Origin of the sequence: Nocardioides sambongensis, from assembly GCF_006494815.1 — a bacterium.
In the GTDB taxonomy this organism is placed as follows: Bacteria; Actinomycetota; Actinomycetes; order Propionibacteriales; family Nocardioidaceae; genus Nocardioides; species Nocardioides sambongensis.
The window spans coordinates 2,161,383-2,178,002 of sequence record NZ_CP041091.1; the positions used below are offsets into that span (position 1 = coordinate 2,161,383).

Here is a 16,620-nt window from a genome sequence, read left to right on the forward strand (position 1 = left end):
CCGGCGCGTAGTCTCCTCCCATGCGAGCGATCTGGAAGGGTTCGGTCTCCTTCGGCCTGGTCAGCGTGCCGGTGAAGCTGTACTCGGCGACCGAGAGCCACGACGTCTCCTTTCGCCAGGTCCACGCGACCGACGGCGGCCGGATCCGCTACCAGCGGATCTGCGCGATCGACGGCGAGGAGGTCCCCTACTCCGACATCGCCAAGGGGTTCGAGACCGAGGACGGCGAGATGGTCATCCTCGACGAGGACGACATGGCGAACCTGCCGGTCACCTCCTCCCGCGAGATCGCGGTGGAGAAGTTCGTTCCGCGCGACCAGATCGACCCGATGCTGTTCGAGAAGTCCTACTACCTGGAGCCGGAGTCGAGCGGCGCCAAGCCGTACGCGCTGCTGCGCCAGGCCCTGGTCGAGGCGGACCGGATGGCCGTGGTCACCATCGCGATCCGGCAGCGCACCACCATCGCGGTGCTCCGGGTGCGTGACGACGTGATCGTGCTGCAGACGATGATGTGGCCCGACGAGATCCGCACGCCGGACTTCACCGTCGAGAGCGGCGAGGTCAAGGACTCCGAGGTCAAGATGGCCCGGATGCTGGTGGACACGCTGGCCGGCGACTTCGACGCCGACGAGTTCGAGGACGACTACGCCGAGGCCGTCCAGGCGGTGGTGAAGGCCAAGATCGAGGGCGGCGAGGTGCAGCGCACCGCCACCTCGACCAAGACCGGCGGGGAGGTCGTCGACCTGCTCGCCGCGCTGCAGCGCTCGGTCGCCGCCGCCAAGACGGCCCGCGGCGAGGAGGCGCCGGCGGACGACGACGCGGAGGCGGAGGAGAAGCCGGCGTCGCCGAGCGCCACGAAGAAGAGCACCGCGAAGAAGGCCCCCGCCAAGAAGGCGAGCACCGCGAAGAAGACCGCCACCAAGAAGACCGCCGCCAAGAAGGCCCCCGCCAAGAAGACCGCCACCAAGAAGACCGCCACGAAGAAGGCCCCGCCAAGAAGACCGCCGCCAAGAAGGCGAGCTGACGTCCTCGGCCTCAGCTGGTGGCCTGCTCCGCCTCCTCGATCAGGTCGGCGACCGCGTCGATGGACCGGATCCGTCCGCTGGTGACCGGGCTGGACTGGTCGAAGTACAGCGAGGTCGGGATGCCGATCAGCTCGCCGGAGTTGTCCACCGCCATGCCTCCGGAGTTGCCCGGCGCGATCCGTGCATCCGTGTCGAGCTCGGCCTTCGGTCCCAGCTCGGGGTCGTCCAGCACGGTCGAGATCACGCCGGTGGTGACGGTGATCGAGTCGCCGGATCCGGCCACGCCCGGGAAGCCGAGCACCGTGACGTCGTCGCCGGCACGCAGGTCGTCGGAGCTGCCGACCGGGACCGTGGGCAGGTCGAGGTCGCCGGTGAGCTCGTTGCCGTCCACGTCGGCGTAGATCTGCACCACGGCCACGTCGAGGTAGCCGTCGGCGGCGACCACGCGGGCCCGGTACTCCGCCGGCGCGCTGGTGTCGGTGGCGCCGTCGGTGAGCGAGATCAGCACGTAGTCGGGGTTGGCGATCAGGCTGTCCGGTCCGTACTTCTCCGCCAGGCCGGGTGACTCGGGTGCGGCGACGTGGGCGTTGGTGAGGATCAGGCCGTCGTCGCGCAGGATCGACCCGGAGCCGCCGTAGGCGAACGCCTGGCTGGGATCGGCGAGGGGATAGCTCTCCGCGCTGATCTTCACCGTCGCGGCCTTCGCCGACTCGAGCGCCTGCGGGCTCAGCTCGCCGCTCGCCGTGGAGCCCGACGACCCGTCGCCGCCACCGGCGGTGGTGTCGTCACCACGGTTGGAGATCGCGATCCCGGCGGCCACGATGCCGAGCACCAGGACCAGGGCCGCCGCCGCGGCGCCCGCGATCGCGAGACGGCGGTTGAGCCGTCGCCGGGCGATCCGCTTCTCCTCCTCCGCGGCCGAGAGGATCGGGACCAGGGTGAGCTCGGGGCCGGCCACCGGGTGGCCCAGCCGCAGCACCACCCGGTCGTCGAAGCGCATGCTGGTGACCCGGCGACCGTCGTCGAAGCTGCCCTCCCCCGACGCGTTGGTGTAGACCCACCCGCCGGGCACCGCGCTGACCTGGCCGTGCTGGCGGGAGCAGGCGGGGTCGGTCAGCACCACCGTGGAGTCGGTACGTCGACCGATGGTCACCTGCGCCGGGTGCCGGAAGCGGTACTCCCGTCCCTCGGCGATCAGCAGCAGGTCCGGCCCCGTGCGCGGGGCGGCCGGGGGCGCGCCGACCGGTCCTCGGGCCTGCATCCCGGTGCGTGGTGCCAGCACCTGGGTCTGGTCCATCGCTCCGGGCCCGCTCGGTGGGGCGGCCCCGGGGCCGGGGCCGGGCGGTCCCCGCCGGCGGCCGGGGGCGCGAACGGGGTCGGTGCCCCAGCCGGGGCGGCGCTCGGCCCGGCGGTCGGGGCGGAGGCCGGCGCCGGGGTCGCCGAGGGAGGCGGCGTCGCCGGCGCGGCCGGTGGGCTGAACGGCGCCGGCGGAGCAGCCGGGGCGAACGCCGGGGTCGGCGGGTCGCCGGCGAGCTCGGTCGGCGTCAGGACCAGCTCGGCGCCGGGCGCCTCGGGCCCGCAGCGGACCACGACCCGTCGGTCGATCCGGATCTCGGAGAGCCGGTTGCCCCCGACGAACGTGCCGAACTGGCTGCCTCGGTCGACCAGCACCCAGCCGTCGCCGTCGGGACGGATCTCGGCGTGCTGCCGCGACACCGACCCCGCGGTGAGCACGACATCCGCCTCGATCGCGCGTCCGACCAGGTAGGTGCGCTTCTCGTCCAGGCGCAGGGTGCGCCCGTCGACCTCCACCAGCAACGACATCTATTCCTCCTCGGCGCCGACCCACATCGGCGCGGCTCCCCCACGTCGTACCCGAACCGTCGCGTCCCGAACCTGGATCCTCGCACCGTCGACGAGCTCCATCGTGCGGCCCGGCTGGAGCAGGAAGCTCTGCCCCTCGGCGAACGTCACCGCCCAGGAGTATGCCGAGGCGTTGCGCAGTCCCCAACGGTCCGCCCGCTCCGGATGCTGCTCGACCACCCCCAGCACGGTGGGCTGGTCGATGCCGGTGACCAGGTGGTCCGCGCGGAGCACCGTCTGCGGCCCGACCGCGAGCGTGCGACGGCCGACGGCGAGTAGGTAGTCCGGCCGCAGCTCGGTGCCGTCCTGCCAGCACCGCACGGTCGGGGTGTCGGCACTCCAGAAGTTCGTCATCCGGCAGGTCGGGCAGGTCAGCATGCTGTCCCGGAGCCGGTCCATCGCCTTCACCCACTGTCCCTCGGTGACCCGTGCGCCGGGGTCGGCGAGGCCGTCCACGAAGGCCTGGACGAACAGGTCGCGCAGGAACGGAGGATAGAGGTCCCAGTACTGCCGCACGATCGGTGAGGGCCGGTTGTCGGCGCGGTCGGGGTGCAGGCAGAAGACCGGATCCGTCCCGAAGTGGGTCATCAGCCAGGCCGCATCCCGTAGGCCGTGATCGGTGCGGGCCCCCTCCAGCGGGTGACCGAGGAAGAGCGCGTAGAACATCAGCACCGCCAGCGAGTGCCGGTCGGTGTCGGTGCTGGGCAGGGTCCGGTAGGTCAGGTCGCGGACCACCTCCGGCGCCATGAAGTACGGCGTGCCCAGCACCCGTCCCGTCCCGTCGTCGACGCCCACGTTGTCGTTGTCGCAGATCAGCACGTCGCCGGTGGTCGGGTTGAAGAACACGTTGCCGAACGAGATGTCCCGGTAGCAGAGGCCGCGAGCGTGCAGCCGGAGGAAGCTGTAGGCCAGCTGTCGGCAGAGCTCGAAGACGGCGCCGAAGGAGACCTCGAGCGGATGCCCGTCCGGGTCCCTGTTCAGCAGCAGGTAGCTGAGCTCGAGGTAGCGCGGGTCGCGCAGCTGCATCACGTAGCCGAAGCTCGGCATGGCGGCGACCCGGGCCATGCTCAACGGCCAGAGGAAGCGCAGGTGCGGCGAGCCGATCTCGACCAGCCGCTGCATCTCGTCGTACTGCACGGCGGTCGCCGAGTCCGGCTTGTACCACTTCAGCGCGAGGGGCTCGCCGGTGCTGCGTCGTACCTCGTAGACGTAGCCCTGGCCGCCCTGGCCGAGCAGGGAGGAGACCCAGGCGCGGCCCAGCGGCCCGAGGTCCACCTCGACGCCCTCTGCCAACACCATGGGTGAGGCGACCTCCGTGCTCGCGTGACCAGTGCGTGCCAATGTAGCGCTTCGCCGCGACCTTCCCGTGCGGGCGCGTGCGAACCGGCCGCACGCCCGTCGCGGCGGTAGCGTGGCGACACCGCTGACCTCGTCCGGGAGGAGAACCATGAGTGATCGGCTCGGCGGCGCGGTGGCGCGCCGGCCCCTCCACTTCATCTTCGTGCTCGACGTGTCGGGGTCGATGAACCGGGGCGGCCGGATCCAGGCGCTCAACAACGCGATCACCGAGGTGCTCCCCCAACTGCGGGACGAGGCACGGGCGAACCCGCACGCCGAGCTGTTGGTGCGGGTGCTCGCGTTCGCCACCGAGCCGCACTGGGTGATCGAGGAGCCCACCCCGGTGGAGCGGGTCCGCTGGGAGCGTCTCGACGCCGTGCCGCGGGGCTTCACCGAGCTCGGGAGCGCCCTGACCACCCTCACGCGGGCGTTGGAGCAGCTCGACGAGGGCGCCGGCGCCTACCCGCCCGCCATCATCCTGGTCTCCGACGGTCGCCCCACCCAGGCGACCGGTGTCTCGTTCGCCGACGGTCTGCAGACGCTGTTGGACAACCGGTGGGGCGCCGGCGCGGTCCGGCTCGCGCTCGGCGTCGGCCAGGACGCCGACATGCAGGCGCTGCGCGGCTTCATCGGCGATCCGGACGTCCCGCTGCTGCGCGCGGACAACCCGGCGCAGCTGGTGGACTACATCGTGTGGGCCTCCAAGGCGGCCAGCAAGGTCGCCTCGCGCCCGGCGGTCGGTCCCGGCGCCGGTCTCGGCCGGCCGCCCGAGGCGCCCGCCGGCGAGCCGATCTGGAGTCCGGAGGGATGAGCCCGGACCGGACCGTCCCGGTCCGGTGGTCGGTCGCCGCCCACAGCGCCCGCGGGTCCGCCCACGTGCGCAGCGGTCAGCCGCTGCAGGACGCCTGGTCCACCTGGGCGGACCCGGACGGGGCGGCCGCGGTGATCGCGGTCGCCGACGGCCACGGCGACCAGGCACACTTCCGCAGCGACACCGGCGCACAGCTCGCCGTGCACTGTGCCGGCCTCGTCGCGCGGCGACACCTTGCCCTCCTGGCCGACAGCCCCACCCCGGGGGACGCCGAGGACGCCGTGCGGACGATCGCGGCACGGACCGTCGCGGCCTGGGTCGTCGAGGTCGACCGGCACCGCGCCGCGCACCCGCACCCGGACCCGGGCCCTGCCCCACCGGAGCGCCGGCTCCTGCCCTACGGCACCACCCTGTTGGTGGCGGTGGCGTCCGGACACCTCCTGGGGCTGTGGCAGGTCGGCGACGGCGACGCGGTCGCCGTCGGCCCGGACGGTCGGGCCACCCGCCCGCTCGACCGTGGCGAGCCGCACGGCGTGCGCACCCCCTCGCTGTGCCAGCCCGACCCGCTCACGGCACTGCGGGTCGCGGTGCTGGACCGGCGACGCACCCCGATCGACCTGGTCTTCTGCTGCACCGACGGCTTCGGCGGACCCCGGGTCGATCCCGACTGGTGGCGGCGGACCGGTGACCAGCTGGTCGGATTCGTCCGCGAGCGCGGGACGGGATGGGTCCGCGATCAGCTGCCCACCTGGCTGGCGGAGCCCGCCGAGGTCGGCGGCGACGACACCACCCTGGCCCTGATGTGCAGCGGCGTCAGCCCTGCCACCAGGTCCTGAGCTCCTCCAGCGTGCCGTCGAAGGCGTAGCCGACCGCGTAGCAGTTGCAGCCCGGCTCGTTCCAGTCCCAGTAGATCGTCGGGGTGCCGTCCGCGTCGACGTAGGAGTAGAAGGAGCCCTCCTTCTCCTCGCGGTCGGTGGCGAACCAGTAGTCCTCGTCGGTCCGGTCGCTCGCCTCCCGCCAGGCGCGCAGCTGGGTACGCCGCACACCGAGCATGTCGCGGCGTCGCTGGAACCGGCCGACGATCGCGGTGATCCCGGCCTTCGGCTGGCACAGGTTCTCCTCGGTCTCCCCCGCGGTGAACGACGACTGCCGGCTGCAGTCGGAGATGTCCATGAACTTGTCCGCGAACTCGCGCAGCTGGTTGTTGTTGGGGGAGGTCGGCGGGGCGACCCGGGGATCGGTGCCGTCGAAGTGGGAGGTCAGCGTGTCCAGGGTGGCGCCCTGGGCCCCGGTGAGCTCGGCGGACTGGGGGCCGGCGGCGCTGTCCCAGTAGATGACGGCGGGGTCCTGGTCTCCCGAGTTGGCCGGGTCGAAGTGGTAGTAGCTCGCCGCCCCGGCCGAGCCGCTCAGGGTCCCCGCCCGCAGGTCGACCCGCTCCCGCCGCGCCGCACGCAGCGCCTGGCCGGAGTCGTAGGTGGTCAGCCGCAGCGTGCCCGCCGGCACCGTGCACTCGACGACCTCGCTGCGCCCCTCGCCCGCGTCGTCGCTGGTGCACTCCTCGATGTCGTAGGCGATCATGGTCGACAGCGCGCCGTAACGCTGGTCGAGCGCGTCCGCGCTGAGGTCGACCTCGGCTCCGCCCTCGTCGCCACCGTCACCGTCGTCGCCGCCGGTCACCGCGACGGCCGCGATCACCCCGCCGCCCACGAGCAGCACCAGGACGGCCGCCAGCGCGATCCACAGGCCCGGGCCACGCTTGCGCGGGGGACGGACGCGGTCGGCGCCGGATAACCGGAGGCACCGGCGGGCGGGGCGGTCGCCGCCGGCCACGATGCCGGCCCGGAGGCCGGCCCGGACGGCGGGCGTTGACCTGACGCGGACGGCGTCGGCGGTGGCAGGTAGGCCGGCGCCGGCTGGGAGCCGGGCCACCGGCTGGGCGGCGGGCTCGCGACGGGCGGGCTGAACGGGGGCGATGCCGCAGGGGGCTGCTGCACGGGCGGGGCCGGGCCCCGGTCCGGACGACGGGCCGGGTTGGTGGGGTGATCACCGGCGGTCGTCGTACCGCTGCCGGGGCGGAAGCGGAGCACCTCGGTCTCGGGGACCGCGCCGACCGCGTAGCCGAGCACGGCCACCGCCCAGCTGGCCGAGCGGTAGTCCTCACCGCCGCGATCGCGCGCCAGGCGGGCGCCGGACTCGTCCACCGCACGCCCCGGGTCCGCACCGCCCTCGATCATGTTGCGCAGCGGGGTGAGGGCCTCGAAGCGGACCGCGTCGACCAGCAGGTTGATGTCCCCGCGCTCGCGGTGTCCTCGTCGAGCACGTCGTCGAGCAGACCCCGGAACCCGGAGGCGTCCGTGAGCAGGTCCTCGCCGTGGCCCTCGACCAGCTCCCGGACTGCTGCGTGCAACTCCACGACCTACCCCACTCCGCGTCGTCCTGTGGCGTCTCTCCCGGCGTCGGCGCGACGCCGAGCGAACTCTATCGAGGATTCCCGGGAGCGCCCGACGCAACGCCCCGCTCGCCGGAGGTCCCGGCCCGATCCACGGTCGGCCGGCTGATCCGCGGGCTCACGCCAGCAGCGAGCGCACCACCCGCAGCCCGACGGAGGTGCGGGCCAGGTCGACCCGGTCCTCGGCGCAGACCGCGCGCAGGGTCGACTCCGCCTGGTCGACGATGCCACCCGCCTCCTCGATCCACTGCTCGACCCGCTCGGTGGCGCTGCGGTCGGGGTCGGTCGCGGCGAGCACCTGGCCGGTCAGCTGGGCGTGCACCGCGTGCAGGTCGTCGCGCAGCGCGGCGCGCGCCATCGTCTGCCACTGGTCCAGGCGCGGCAGCGCGACGATCCGCTGCTGGAGGACCGCGAGCGCCAGCCGCTCCCCCAGCGCGAAGTGCACCCGGGCCACCTCGAACGGCTCGAGCCCGTCGCGGGTGGCGATCTCCACCACGTTGAGCAGCGCGTAGCCCACGTCGAAGGAGGCCACCCGCGCCGCCAGGTCCTCCGGCACCCCCTGCTCCTCCCACGAGCTGCGCCGCGCGGCGTGCGCCTGCAGCTCGCGGCCGATGAGCAGGTCGGGGAGCTCCAGCAGGGTGCGCTGCACCGGTCCGGAGAAGAGGTCGACGGTCGCCTGGCTGTCCAGCGGTGGCCGCCGGTTGGTGACCAACCAGCGGGAGGCACGCTCCACGAGCGTGCGCATCTCGACCCGCATCCGGGTCTGCACGCCGGCGTCGAGGACGTTGTCGAAGGTGGCCAGCTCCTTGCGGAGGGCGAGCGAGCCGAAGATCTCCCGGGCCACGAAGTTGGCACGGGTGAGCTCGGCCGCGTCGGCCCCGGTCTCCCCTGCAGCCGCGGCCAGTAGGTCATCCCGGCGCCGTTGACCAGGTCGTTGACCACCTGGGTCACGATGATCTCGCGGCGCAGCGGGTGCTGGTCGATCTTGCCGGTGAAGCCGTCCCGGATGGGCTCCGGGAAGTAGCCGACCAGGTCCTGCACCAGGTAGGGGTCCTCGGGCAGGTCGGTGGCGAGCAGCTCGTCGGCCAGCGCGATCTTGGTGTAGGCCATCAGCACGGCCAGCTCGGGCTGACTCAGCGCGCCCTCGGCCTCGATCCGCCGCGCGACCTCCTTGCTCGGCGGGAGCGCCTCCAGCCGGCGGTCCAGCAGGCCCTTCGCGGTCAGGTCCCGCATCCACTGCTCGTGCACGTGCAGCAACGACGGAGCGTTCTTCGCGGCGTTCGCCAGGGCCAGGTTCTGCTCGTAGTTGTCGGCCAGCACGAGGGTGGCGACCTCGTCGGTCATCGACGCCAGCAACGCGTTGCGCTGCTTGCCGGTCAGGTCCCCGTCGGCGACCACCCGGTCCAGCAGCACCTTCAGGTTCACCTCGTGGTCGGAGGTGTCCACACCGGCCGAGTTGTCGATGAAGTCGGTGTTGATCCGCCCGCCGGTGGCGGCGTACTCGATCCGTCCGCGCTGGGTGAGACCGAGGTTCCCACCCTCGCCGACGCACCGCACCCGCAGCTCGCCACCGTCCACCCGGATCGCGTCGTTCGCCTTGTCCCCCGCTTCCGCGTCGGTCTCCGCCGCGGACTTCACGTAGGTGCCGATGCCGCCGTTCCAGAGCAGGTCGACCGGAGCCAGCAGGATCGCGCGCATCAGCTCGGCGGGAGTCATCCGCTCCACCTGACCGGCGATGCCGAGCGCCGCCCGGATCTGCTTGTTCAACGGGACCGACTTCGCGCTGCGCGGGAAGACTCCGCCACCGGCGGAGATCAGCGAGGTGTCGTAGTCCTTCCAGCTGGACCGGGGCATCTCGAAGAGTCGCTGCCGCTCGGCGAACGAGGCCGCGGCGTCGGGGTCCGGGTCGATGAAGATGTCGCGGTGGTCGAACGCCGCGACCAGTCGGGTGTGCTCGGAGCAGAGCATCCCGTTGCCGAACACGTCGCCGGACATGTCGCCGATGCCGACACAGGTGAAGTCCTCGTTCTGGCAGTCCACGCCCATCTCGCGGAAGTGCCGGCGCACCGAGACCCAGGCGCCACGGGCGGTGATCCCCATCGCCTTGTGGTCGTAGCCCACGGAACCGCCGCTGGCGAAGGCGTCGCCGAGCCAGAACCCGTAGTCGCCGGCCACGCCGTTGGCGATGTCGGAGAAGGTCGCGGTGCCCTTGTCGGCCGCGACCACCAGGTAGGTGTCGTCGGCGTCGTGGCGCACCACCCGGGGAGGCGGCACGGTCTCGCCGGCCACCAGGTTGTCGGTGACGTCCAGCAGACCGGAGATGAAGGTCTTGTAGCAGGCCACCCCTTCGGCCATCCAGGCCTCGCGGTCGCCGGGCTGTGTCGGGTCCAGGGCAGGCAGCTGCTTGGCGTAGAACCCGCCCTTCGCGCCGACCGGCACGATCACGGTGTTCTTCACCATCTGCGCCTTCACCAGGCCGAGGATCTCGGTCCGGAAGTCGTCGCGCCGGTCCGACCAGCGCAGGCCACCGCGGGCCACCGCACCGAAGCGCAGGTGCACCCCCTCCACCCGCGCCGAGTAGACGAAGATCTCGAACCGGGGCCGCGGCTCGGGCAGGTCGGGGATCGCGGACGGCTCGAGCTTGAGCGCGAGGTAGGGCTTCAGCTCGCCGTCCCGCTCGCCGTCCACGGTCTGGAAGTAGTTGGTCCGCAAGGTGGCCTGGACGTGGGTCAGGTAGCCGCGCAGGATCCGGTCGTGGTCGAGGCTGACCACCTCGTCCAGTGCCGACCGGATCGCCGCGTCCAGCTCCTCGGTACGCCGCACCCGCGCCGCGTCTTCGCTGTCCGGGTCGAAGCGCTCCTCGAAGAGCTCCACCAGCAACCGCGCCAGGTCGACGTTGTCGACGAGCGCGCCCTCGATCGAGTCGACCGCGAACGGGCTGTTGCCCTGCCGCATGTACTTCGCGTAGGCGCGCAGCACGGTGACCTGACGCCAGGTCAGGCCGGCGCTGAGCACCAGCTCGTTGAACCCGTCGATCTCGCAGCGGCCGTCCCACATCGCGGCCAGCGCGTCGGCGAAGAGCTCACGCTTCTCCTCCGGCTCACCGCCGTAGCGCAGCCCGAAGTCGTAGATCGCCGAGCGGCGCTCCACGCCGTCCAGCTCGTAGGGCCGTTCGTCGACCACCTCGACGCCCAGCGAGGAGATCATCGGCAGGATCACCGACAGCGAGATCGGGGAGCCGATCCGGAACACCTTGAGCCGCACCTCGCCCTCGGCCGCGTCCAGGTCGACGTAGAGCGACTGGTCGATACCGTCGGAGCCGCTGATGCCCTCCAGACGTCCGAGGTCGACGGCCGCGGTGCGCGCGGTGAAGTCCTCCTTGTAGGCCTCCGGGAACGCCTCGGAGTATCGGCGGGCCAGGACGGCGCCCACCTCCTCGCCGTACTCGGCGGTCACGGCCTGGGCGAAGTCCTCCTGCCAGGAGCGGGAGGCCTCGACCAGGCGACGCTCCAGGTCCGCGGTGTCGATGTCGTGCGGGATCAGCCGGCCCGCGGGCAGCCGGACCACGAAGTGCACCCGGGCGGTGGTCGACTCGTTGATGCTCACGTTGAACTCGACCGAGTCCGCACCGAGCTGCTCGGTGAGGATCTTGGAGAACCGGTGGCGGACCCCGGTGTTGTAACGGTCCCGCGGCAGGTACAGCAGCACCGAGAGGTAGCGCCCGTAGGTGTCGCGCCGCAGGAACATCCGGACCGCGCGCCGCTCGCGGGCCTGCATCGCGGCCTCGGCGATCGGGGTGAGCTCGTCGACCGGGGTGTGGAACAGGTCGTCGCGCGGATAGGTCTCCAGCGTGTCCAGCAGGGCACTGCCGTCGTGGCCCCGGGGGTCCAGCCCGCTGCGGCGGAGGACCTCGGCGACCTTCTCCCGCAGCAGCGGGACGCGCAGCACGGACTCGGTGTACGCCGCGCTGGAGAGCAGGCCGAGGAAGCGCCGCTCCCCGGTCACCGCCCCGTCCGCACCGAAGGTCTTGACGCCGACGTAGTCCAGGAACGCGCGACGGTGCACCGTGGCCCGCGAGTTCGCCTTGGCCAGCACCAGCAGGGTCCGCTCGCGGGCGCGCGCCTTGACCGCGTCCGGGAGGCGACTGAACGCCCCCGACTCCTCCGGGGTCGCCCCCTCGCGGCGGCCCTCCCGGAGGATGCCGAGACCGCTGCCCTCCACGGGTCGCAGCACGTCGTCCTCGACGCCGTCGACCAGCGCTCGGTCCAGGCGGTACTCGCGGTAGCCCAGGAACGTGAAGTGCTCGTCGGCCAGCCACCGCAGCAGGCGGGCGCCCTCCGCGATCTCCGCCTCCGGCAGCGGCGGCGGCGTCTCGTTGAGGTCGGCCACCACGGCGCGGACCTGCTCGTGCATCGCCGGCCAGTCCTCGACGGCCACCCGGACGTCGCCGAGGACGCGCTCGATCCGCTCCACCAGGAACGCCAGGTCGTCGTCCCCGCCGGCCAGCCGGGCGATCTCCACGTGCATCCACGACTCCCGCACGACGCCCTCGGCCGGCGCCGAGGCCGACGCCGCCACCACGCGCTGCAGGCGTCCGGCGTCGTCGCGCTCCACGTCGAAGGTCGGATGGACCACCAGGTGCATGTCCCGCAGCTGCGCGGAGAGCTCCATCGTCAGCGAGTCCACCAGGAACGGCATGTCGTCGACGACCACCTCCACGACCGAGTGGCCGCCGGCAGACCAGCCGTGCTCACCGACGGTCGGGGTGAACACCCGGATCCGGGGCCGACCCGGGGCACGCTCGGCGGCGAGGTGGTGGTGGGAGGCGAAGGCACCGTAGATGTCCAGGTCGGCGCGGCCGGCCAGGTCGTCCAGCGCGACGTGGTGGTAGTAGGCCGGCAGCAGTTCGGCGAGCTCGTCTCGGGGAGGCCCGCCGGCGCCCTTGCGGTGCCGCGCGGCCTCCGCGGCCCGCTCGAACATCTGCTCCCGCTCGGAGCTCTGGACGGAGTCACGCGTCGTCATTGACACACCCGTGACACTAGGCCGGTGTCGGTGGCCGAACAACCGCGACACGGTGCACCCGCCGCGCCCGGACCGGCGCGGGTCGAGAGAGGATCAGCACATGACCAAGCGACTGGTGCACACGATGACCTACGACGCCCCCGTCGACGCGGTGGCGGCGATGCTCGCCGACCCGTCGTTCCGGGAGGAAGTGTGCCGCAACCAGCGCGCCACGTCGTACGACGTGCGTGTCGAGGGCAGCCACGGCGACCCGATGCGCCTGCGCGTGGAGATGACGCAGCCGACCGACAAGGTGCCGTCGTTCGCGAAGAAGGTGGTCGGCTCGAGCACCACCATCGTGCTGACCGAGACCTGGCCCGCCCTCGACCGCGGCGAGCTGCACATCGAGATCCCCGGCAAGCCGGGCGCGATGGCCGGGACCGTGGTGCTCGAGGAGTCCGGCGGGGTCACCACCGAGACGGTGACCCTCGACGTGACGGTCAGGATCCCGCTGGTGGGCGGGAAGATCGAGGATCTCCTCGCACAGCTGATGGGGAGCGCGATGCGCGCCGAGGAGCGGACCGGGAAGGCCTACCTGGCCCGCTGATCCGCACCGCCCCGCGGATCCGCACCGCTCCGACGTTCGCCCGGCCTCGGCGCCGCGGGGGTGGCGCGGGACTCCGCCCGGCGGCGCACCAGGATCACCGCACCCAGCAGGAGGAACGGTCCGAACGCGAGCGCTGCCGTGACCGCCTGCTCGACCGGGTGCAACGCGCCCAGGTGCCCCACCGCGACCTCGGGGACCGCCACCGTCAGGACCTCCGGGAGCCGCGGCGACCGCGCGGGGCGCGCGGCCGGGTCGGCGAGGAGACGTCGAGCAGCTCGTCGAGCGACTCGCGCAGGCAGCTGGCGAACAGGTCCACGTCCGGCAGCCGGTCGCGGTCGGCGGTGATCCCGTAGAACACCCCGCCGTCGTACGACGTCACGCCGATCACCAGCGGATGGCCGGCGACCAGCGGCGGCACCGGATAGCTCGCCACCATCCGGGCACCGGCGGCGTAGAGCGGCGACTGCGGACCGGGCACGTTGGTGACCGAGACCTGGTAGCCGCGGCGCAGCTCCTCGGCGGCGACCCGGGCACCGATCGCGTGGAAGGTGGTCGGTGCGAACCCGGCGACGCCGGCGAGCCGGTTCGCGGCGACGCTGCGCCCGGTCTCCTTGTGGGCCTGGAACGAGTACGAGACCTGGTGCAGCCGCACCACCGGACTGGGCTCGCCGATCGGCAGGTCGACGAAGTGGCCGGTGATCTGGCTGCCCAGCGAGGTGGCCTCCAGCTCTTCGTCGATCACCGAGACCGGCACCAGTGCCCGGAGCTGGCGGACCCCGCCCATCGACTCCGCCCGGGTCATCATCCACGAGCGCATCCCACCGGCGACCGTGGCCAGGATGACGTCGTTGACGGTGCCGCCGTGGGCATCGCGGATCCGGCGGTAGTCGCCGAGCCGGGTGTCCACGGTGACCACCCGGCGCTGCTGGGAGAGGGGGCCGTTGATCATGCCGCGTCGCTTCGGCCGGCGCCCGGTCACCGCACCGGCGAAGTCACGGACCCGGCGGCTGCGCTCGTCGACCTCGCGCGCCAGGTGGCGCGATCCGGTGCGGAGCGTGTCGACCAGCGTCGTCGGCTCGGTCAGGGTGTCCTGGACCGCGCCGGCCAGGAGGCGGGCGGGTGTGGGCGCGCGGCGCGGGCTCCAGGTGTCGGGGTCGGGCTCGCTCGCCGAGGGCGCGGTGTCGAGCAGCAGCTGGCCGAGGTCGACGGTGTGCACGCCGTCGACCAGCGCCTGGTGGGTCTTGGAGAGCACCGCGACCCGGCCGCCCTCGAGCCCCTCCACGAAGTAGGTCTCCCAGAGCGGGCGGGACCGGTCCAGCGGCCGGGACACGATCCGGGCGACGAGCTCGAGCAGCTGGGCCGACGTCCCGGGACGCGGCAGCGCGGAGCGACGCACGTGGAAGCCGAGGTCGAACGCCTCGTCGTCGACCCAGAGCGGGTTGGCCAGGTGCCCCGGCACGCTCTGCAGTCGCTGCCGGTAGCGGGGCACGAAGGCGAGCCGGTCCTGGATGAGCTCCATCAGCCGCTGGTAGTCCAGCGCCTGCGCGCCCTCACCCGGCTCGAAGATCTCGATCGTGGCGTTGTGGGCGGGCGCCTCGGCGCTCTCCTCCGCGAGGTAGGAGAGGTCCCGCAGTGTCACTCGGTCGACCACGTCGTGGTGCCTCCTTGCTGGCTCGCGTCCGGCCCCGACCCGGCTCGTCACCGGGTGCGTGAGATTCTGGCAGAGACCGCCGGTCGGGACCTCGGGGGTCCGCGTCCCGGGTGGCCCCGGCAGTCCCCGGGGACGACCCTGGCACGACGACGCCCGAGGGCCGACGCCGAACGAACGGAAAGAGGACGGGTGAGCATGGGACGTCGCCTGGTAGGTGCCGCCGGAGCGCTGCTGCTGATCGGCACGATGGCCGGCTGCGGTGGCGACGAGGAGGCAGCCGGCTCCGACGAGCCGGTGGTCGTCGAGATCACCTTCGCCGACGGCGGGGTCACCCCGGTGGGTGACCGGGTCGAGGTGCAGGTCGGCGAGCCGGTGGACCTCGAGGTCACCGCGGACGAGGCCGGCGAGCTGCACGTCCACTCCGACCCCGAGCAGGAGCTGGCCTTCGACGCGGGCACCGAGACCTTCGAGATCGAGATCCCCCGCCCCGGCCGGGTCGACATCGAGTCGCACGACCTCGACCAGGTCATCGTGACGCTGATCGCCCAGTGATCGAGGCACACGGGATCGGCGGTCAGGCCGACCTGCCGATCCCCTGGAACTGGCGATCTCGGGCGCGGTCGCCGCCTTGGTCCTCTCCTTCACCGTGCTGGTGGTGGCCTGGCGGACCCCGCGGTACTCCACCCCGGGCGGTCGCGCGGTCCCGCTGGTCCAGCGCCTGGTGGACGCCCGGTGGTACCGGGTCGCCCTGCGGGTGCTGGGCATGGTGCTCTTCGTGTTCACCGCGGCCACCGCGGTGTTCGGCGAGAACGCGCTCACCAACCCGTTCTTCGGGATCGTCTACGTGTGGTGGTGGGTCGGCCTGATCGCGGCGTCGCTGCTGTTCGGACCGGTGTGGCGGGCGATCAGCCCGGTGCGCACCATCAACGCCGGGTTGGCGCGGCTGGCCGGCAGCGACCCCGAGGTCGGGGTGCGCGAGTATCCGTCCTGGCTCGGCTACTGGCCCGCCGCCATCGGCCTCTACTCCTTCGTCTGGCTCGAGCTGGTCTACCGGTTCTCCACCGAGCTGGGCTCGGTGCGGTTGTGGTGCGCGCTGTACGTCGCCGTGATGCTGATCGGCGGCGCGGTCTTCGGCAACCGCTTCTACGAGCGTGCGGATCCGTTCGAGGTGTACTCGACACTGGTCGGCAAGCTCTCGGTGTGGGCGCGCCACGAGGGCCGCCTGGTCGTCCGGAGCCCGCTGGCGAACCTGGCCACGGTGACCGTGCGGCCGGGTCTGGTGGCGGTGGTCGGGGTGCTGTTCGGCAGCACCGCGTTCGACTCGTTCAAGGAGTCGGCCTGGTGGATCACCACCACCTACCGGTCCGACATCTCCGGGACCGTGCTCGACAACGTCGCGCTGCTGGTCTTCTGCCTGACCGCCGCCGGACTCTTCTCCCTCGCCTGCGCGGCGGTCGGCATCGGCACCCCGCTGGAGGGGCGGGTCCGGCGCCGGGACCTGCCGGACCTGTTCGCGCACTCGATGGTGCCGATCATCGCCGGCTACATCTTCGCCCACTACCTGACCCTGCTGGTCGACATCGGCACGCAGACGCTGGCCCGGGCGAGCGACCCCTTCGGCGAGGGCTGGGACATCCTGGGCACGGCCGGGCTGGAGCCGTCGTACTGGTTCTCCTACCACCCGACGGTGCTGGCCACGGTGAAGGTGCTCGCGGTGGTGGTCGGACACGTGGTGGCCGCGGTCGCGGCGCACGACCGCGCGCTGGAGGTGCTGCCGCGGCGTCACCAGATCACCGGGCAGCTGCCGCTGCTGGCGGTGATGGTGGTCTTCACCGCGGGCGGCCTCTTCCTCCTGTTCAACGCCTGACCCGGGCC

The 16,620-nt window shown here is 72.5% G+C and carries 13 protein-coding genes and 1 pseudogene; 6 read left to right on the top strand and 8 right to left on the bottom strand.

Annotated elements, in window-relative coordinates:
* Window positions 1–20 precede the first annotated feature (20 nt).
* Window positions 21–1,109, top strand: a complete 1,089-nt coding sequence (gene ku, locus FIV43_RS10100) for a non-homologous end joining protein Ku (protein WP_141014025.1) — start codon at window positions 21–23, stop codon at window positions 1,107–1,109.
* Here the strand turns inward: ku and FIV43_RS10105 are convergent.
* From FIV43_RS10105 to FIV43_RS10115, 3 genes are read right to left on the bottom strand one after another with little or no spacing between them, the layout of a single operon-like run.
* Window positions 1,036–2,322, bottom strand: a complete 1,287-nt coding sequence (locus FIV43_RS10105) for a trypsin-like peptidase domain-containing protein (RefSeq protein WP_141014026.1) — start codon at window positions 2,320–2,322, stop codon at window positions 1,036–1,038. The genes ku and FIV43_RS10105 overlap by 74 nt on opposite strands.
* Entirely contained in the window at window positions 2,220–2,849 is a 630-nt protein-coding gene (locus tag FIV43_RS10110; protein WP_141014027.1) for an FHA domain-containing protein, read from the bottom strand. The genes FIV43_RS10105 and FIV43_RS10110 overlap by 103 nt, the downstream gene beginning before the upstream one ends.
* Window positions 2,850–4,187, bottom strand: a complete 1,338-nt coding sequence (locus FIV43_RS10115) for a protein kinase domain-containing protein (RefSeq protein ID WP_181407749.1) — start codon at window positions 4,185–4,187, stop codon at window positions 2,850–2,852. It abuts the gene before it with no gap.
* 148 nt (window positions 4,188–4,335) lie between these two features.
* Here FIV43_RS10115 and FIV43_RS10120 point away from each other — a divergent pair, with 148 nt between their 5' ends.
* Window positions 4,336–5,037 (top strand): vWA domain-containing protein, encoded by a 702-nt coding sequence (locus FIV43_RS10120; RefSeq protein WP_141014029.1) that lies wholly within the window; start codon window positions 4,336–4,338, stop codon window positions 5,035–5,037.
* Window positions 5,034–5,873: a PP2C family serine/threonine-protein phosphatase gene (locus tag FIV43_RS10125; protein ID WP_141014030.1), complete on the top strand. Its 840-nt coding sequence runs from the start codon at window positions 5,034–5,036 to the stop codon at window positions 5,871–5,873. The genes FIV43_RS10120 and FIV43_RS10125 overlap by 4 nt, the downstream gene beginning before the upstream one ends.
* Here the strand turns inward: FIV43_RS10125 and FIV43_RS10130 are convergent.
* From FIV43_RS10130 to FIV43_RS10135, 3 genes and pseudogenes are all read right to left on the bottom strand, one after another.
* The gene (locus FIV43_RS10130; protein ID WP_141014031.1) at window positions 5,851–6,966 is read right to left on the bottom strand and encodes a hypothetical protein; all 1,116 of its coding nucleotides are present in this window, start codon (window positions 6,964–6,966) and stop codon (window positions 5,851–5,853) included. The genes FIV43_RS10125 and FIV43_RS10130 overlap by 23 nt on opposite strands.
* 301 nt (window positions 6,967–7,267) lie before the next feature.
* On the bottom strand, window positions 7,268–7,444 hold the full coding sequence (locus FIV43_RS20975; RefSeq protein WP_181407750.1) for a hypothetical protein: 177 nt from the start codon (window positions 7,442–7,444) through the stop codon (window positions 7,268–7,270).
* Between the two features lie 160 nt (window positions 7,445–7,604).
* Window positions 7,605–12,508 (bottom strand): annotated as a pseudogene (locus tag FIV43_RS10135) (NAD-glutamate dehydrogenase).
* A gap of 100 nt (window positions 12,509–12,608) precedes the next feature.
* Here FIV43_RS10135 and FIV43_RS10140 point away from each other — a divergent pair.
* A complete protein-coding gene (locus FIV43_RS10140) occupies window positions 12,609–13,094 on the top strand; it encodes a DUF2505 domain-containing protein (protein ID WP_141014032.1) in 486 nt (161 codons plus the stop codon).
* On the opposite strand, the gene FIV43_RS10145 is transcribed toward FIV43_RS10140, so the two are convergent.
* Window positions 13,079–13,297, bottom strand: a complete 219-nt coding sequence (locus FIV43_RS10145; protein ID WP_141014033.1) for a hypothetical protein — start codon at window positions 13,295–13,297, stop codon at window positions 13,079–13,081. The two genes, FIV43_RS10140 and FIV43_RS10145, sit on opposite strands and share 16 nt — an antisense overlap.
* 2 nt (window positions 13,298–13,299) lie before the next feature.
* Window positions 13,300–14,745, bottom strand: a complete 1,446-nt coding sequence (locus FIV43_RS10150) for a WS/DGAT/MGAT family O-acyltransferase (protein WP_141014034.1) — start codon at window positions 14,743–14,745, stop codon at window positions 13,300–13,302.
* Between the two features lie 195 nt (window positions 14,746–14,940).
* Here FIV43_RS10150 and FIV43_RS10155 point away from each other — a divergent pair, with 195 nt between their 5' ends.
* Together FIV43_RS10155 and FIV43_RS10160 are read left to right on the top strand one after the other, a co-directional pair.
* Window positions 14,941–15,297, top strand: a complete 357-nt coding sequence (locus FIV43_RS10155; RefSeq protein WP_141014035.1) for a cupredoxin domain-containing protein — start codon at window positions 14,941–14,943, stop codon at window positions 15,295–15,297.
* A gap of 76 nt (window positions 15,298–15,373) precedes the next feature.
* Window positions 15,374–16,612, top strand: coding sequence for a hypothetical protein (locus FIV43_RS10160; protein ID WP_141014036.1), 1,239 nt, complete (start codon window positions 15,374–15,376; stop codon window positions 16,610–16,612).
* Window positions 16,613–16,620: the final 8 nt, after the last annotated feature.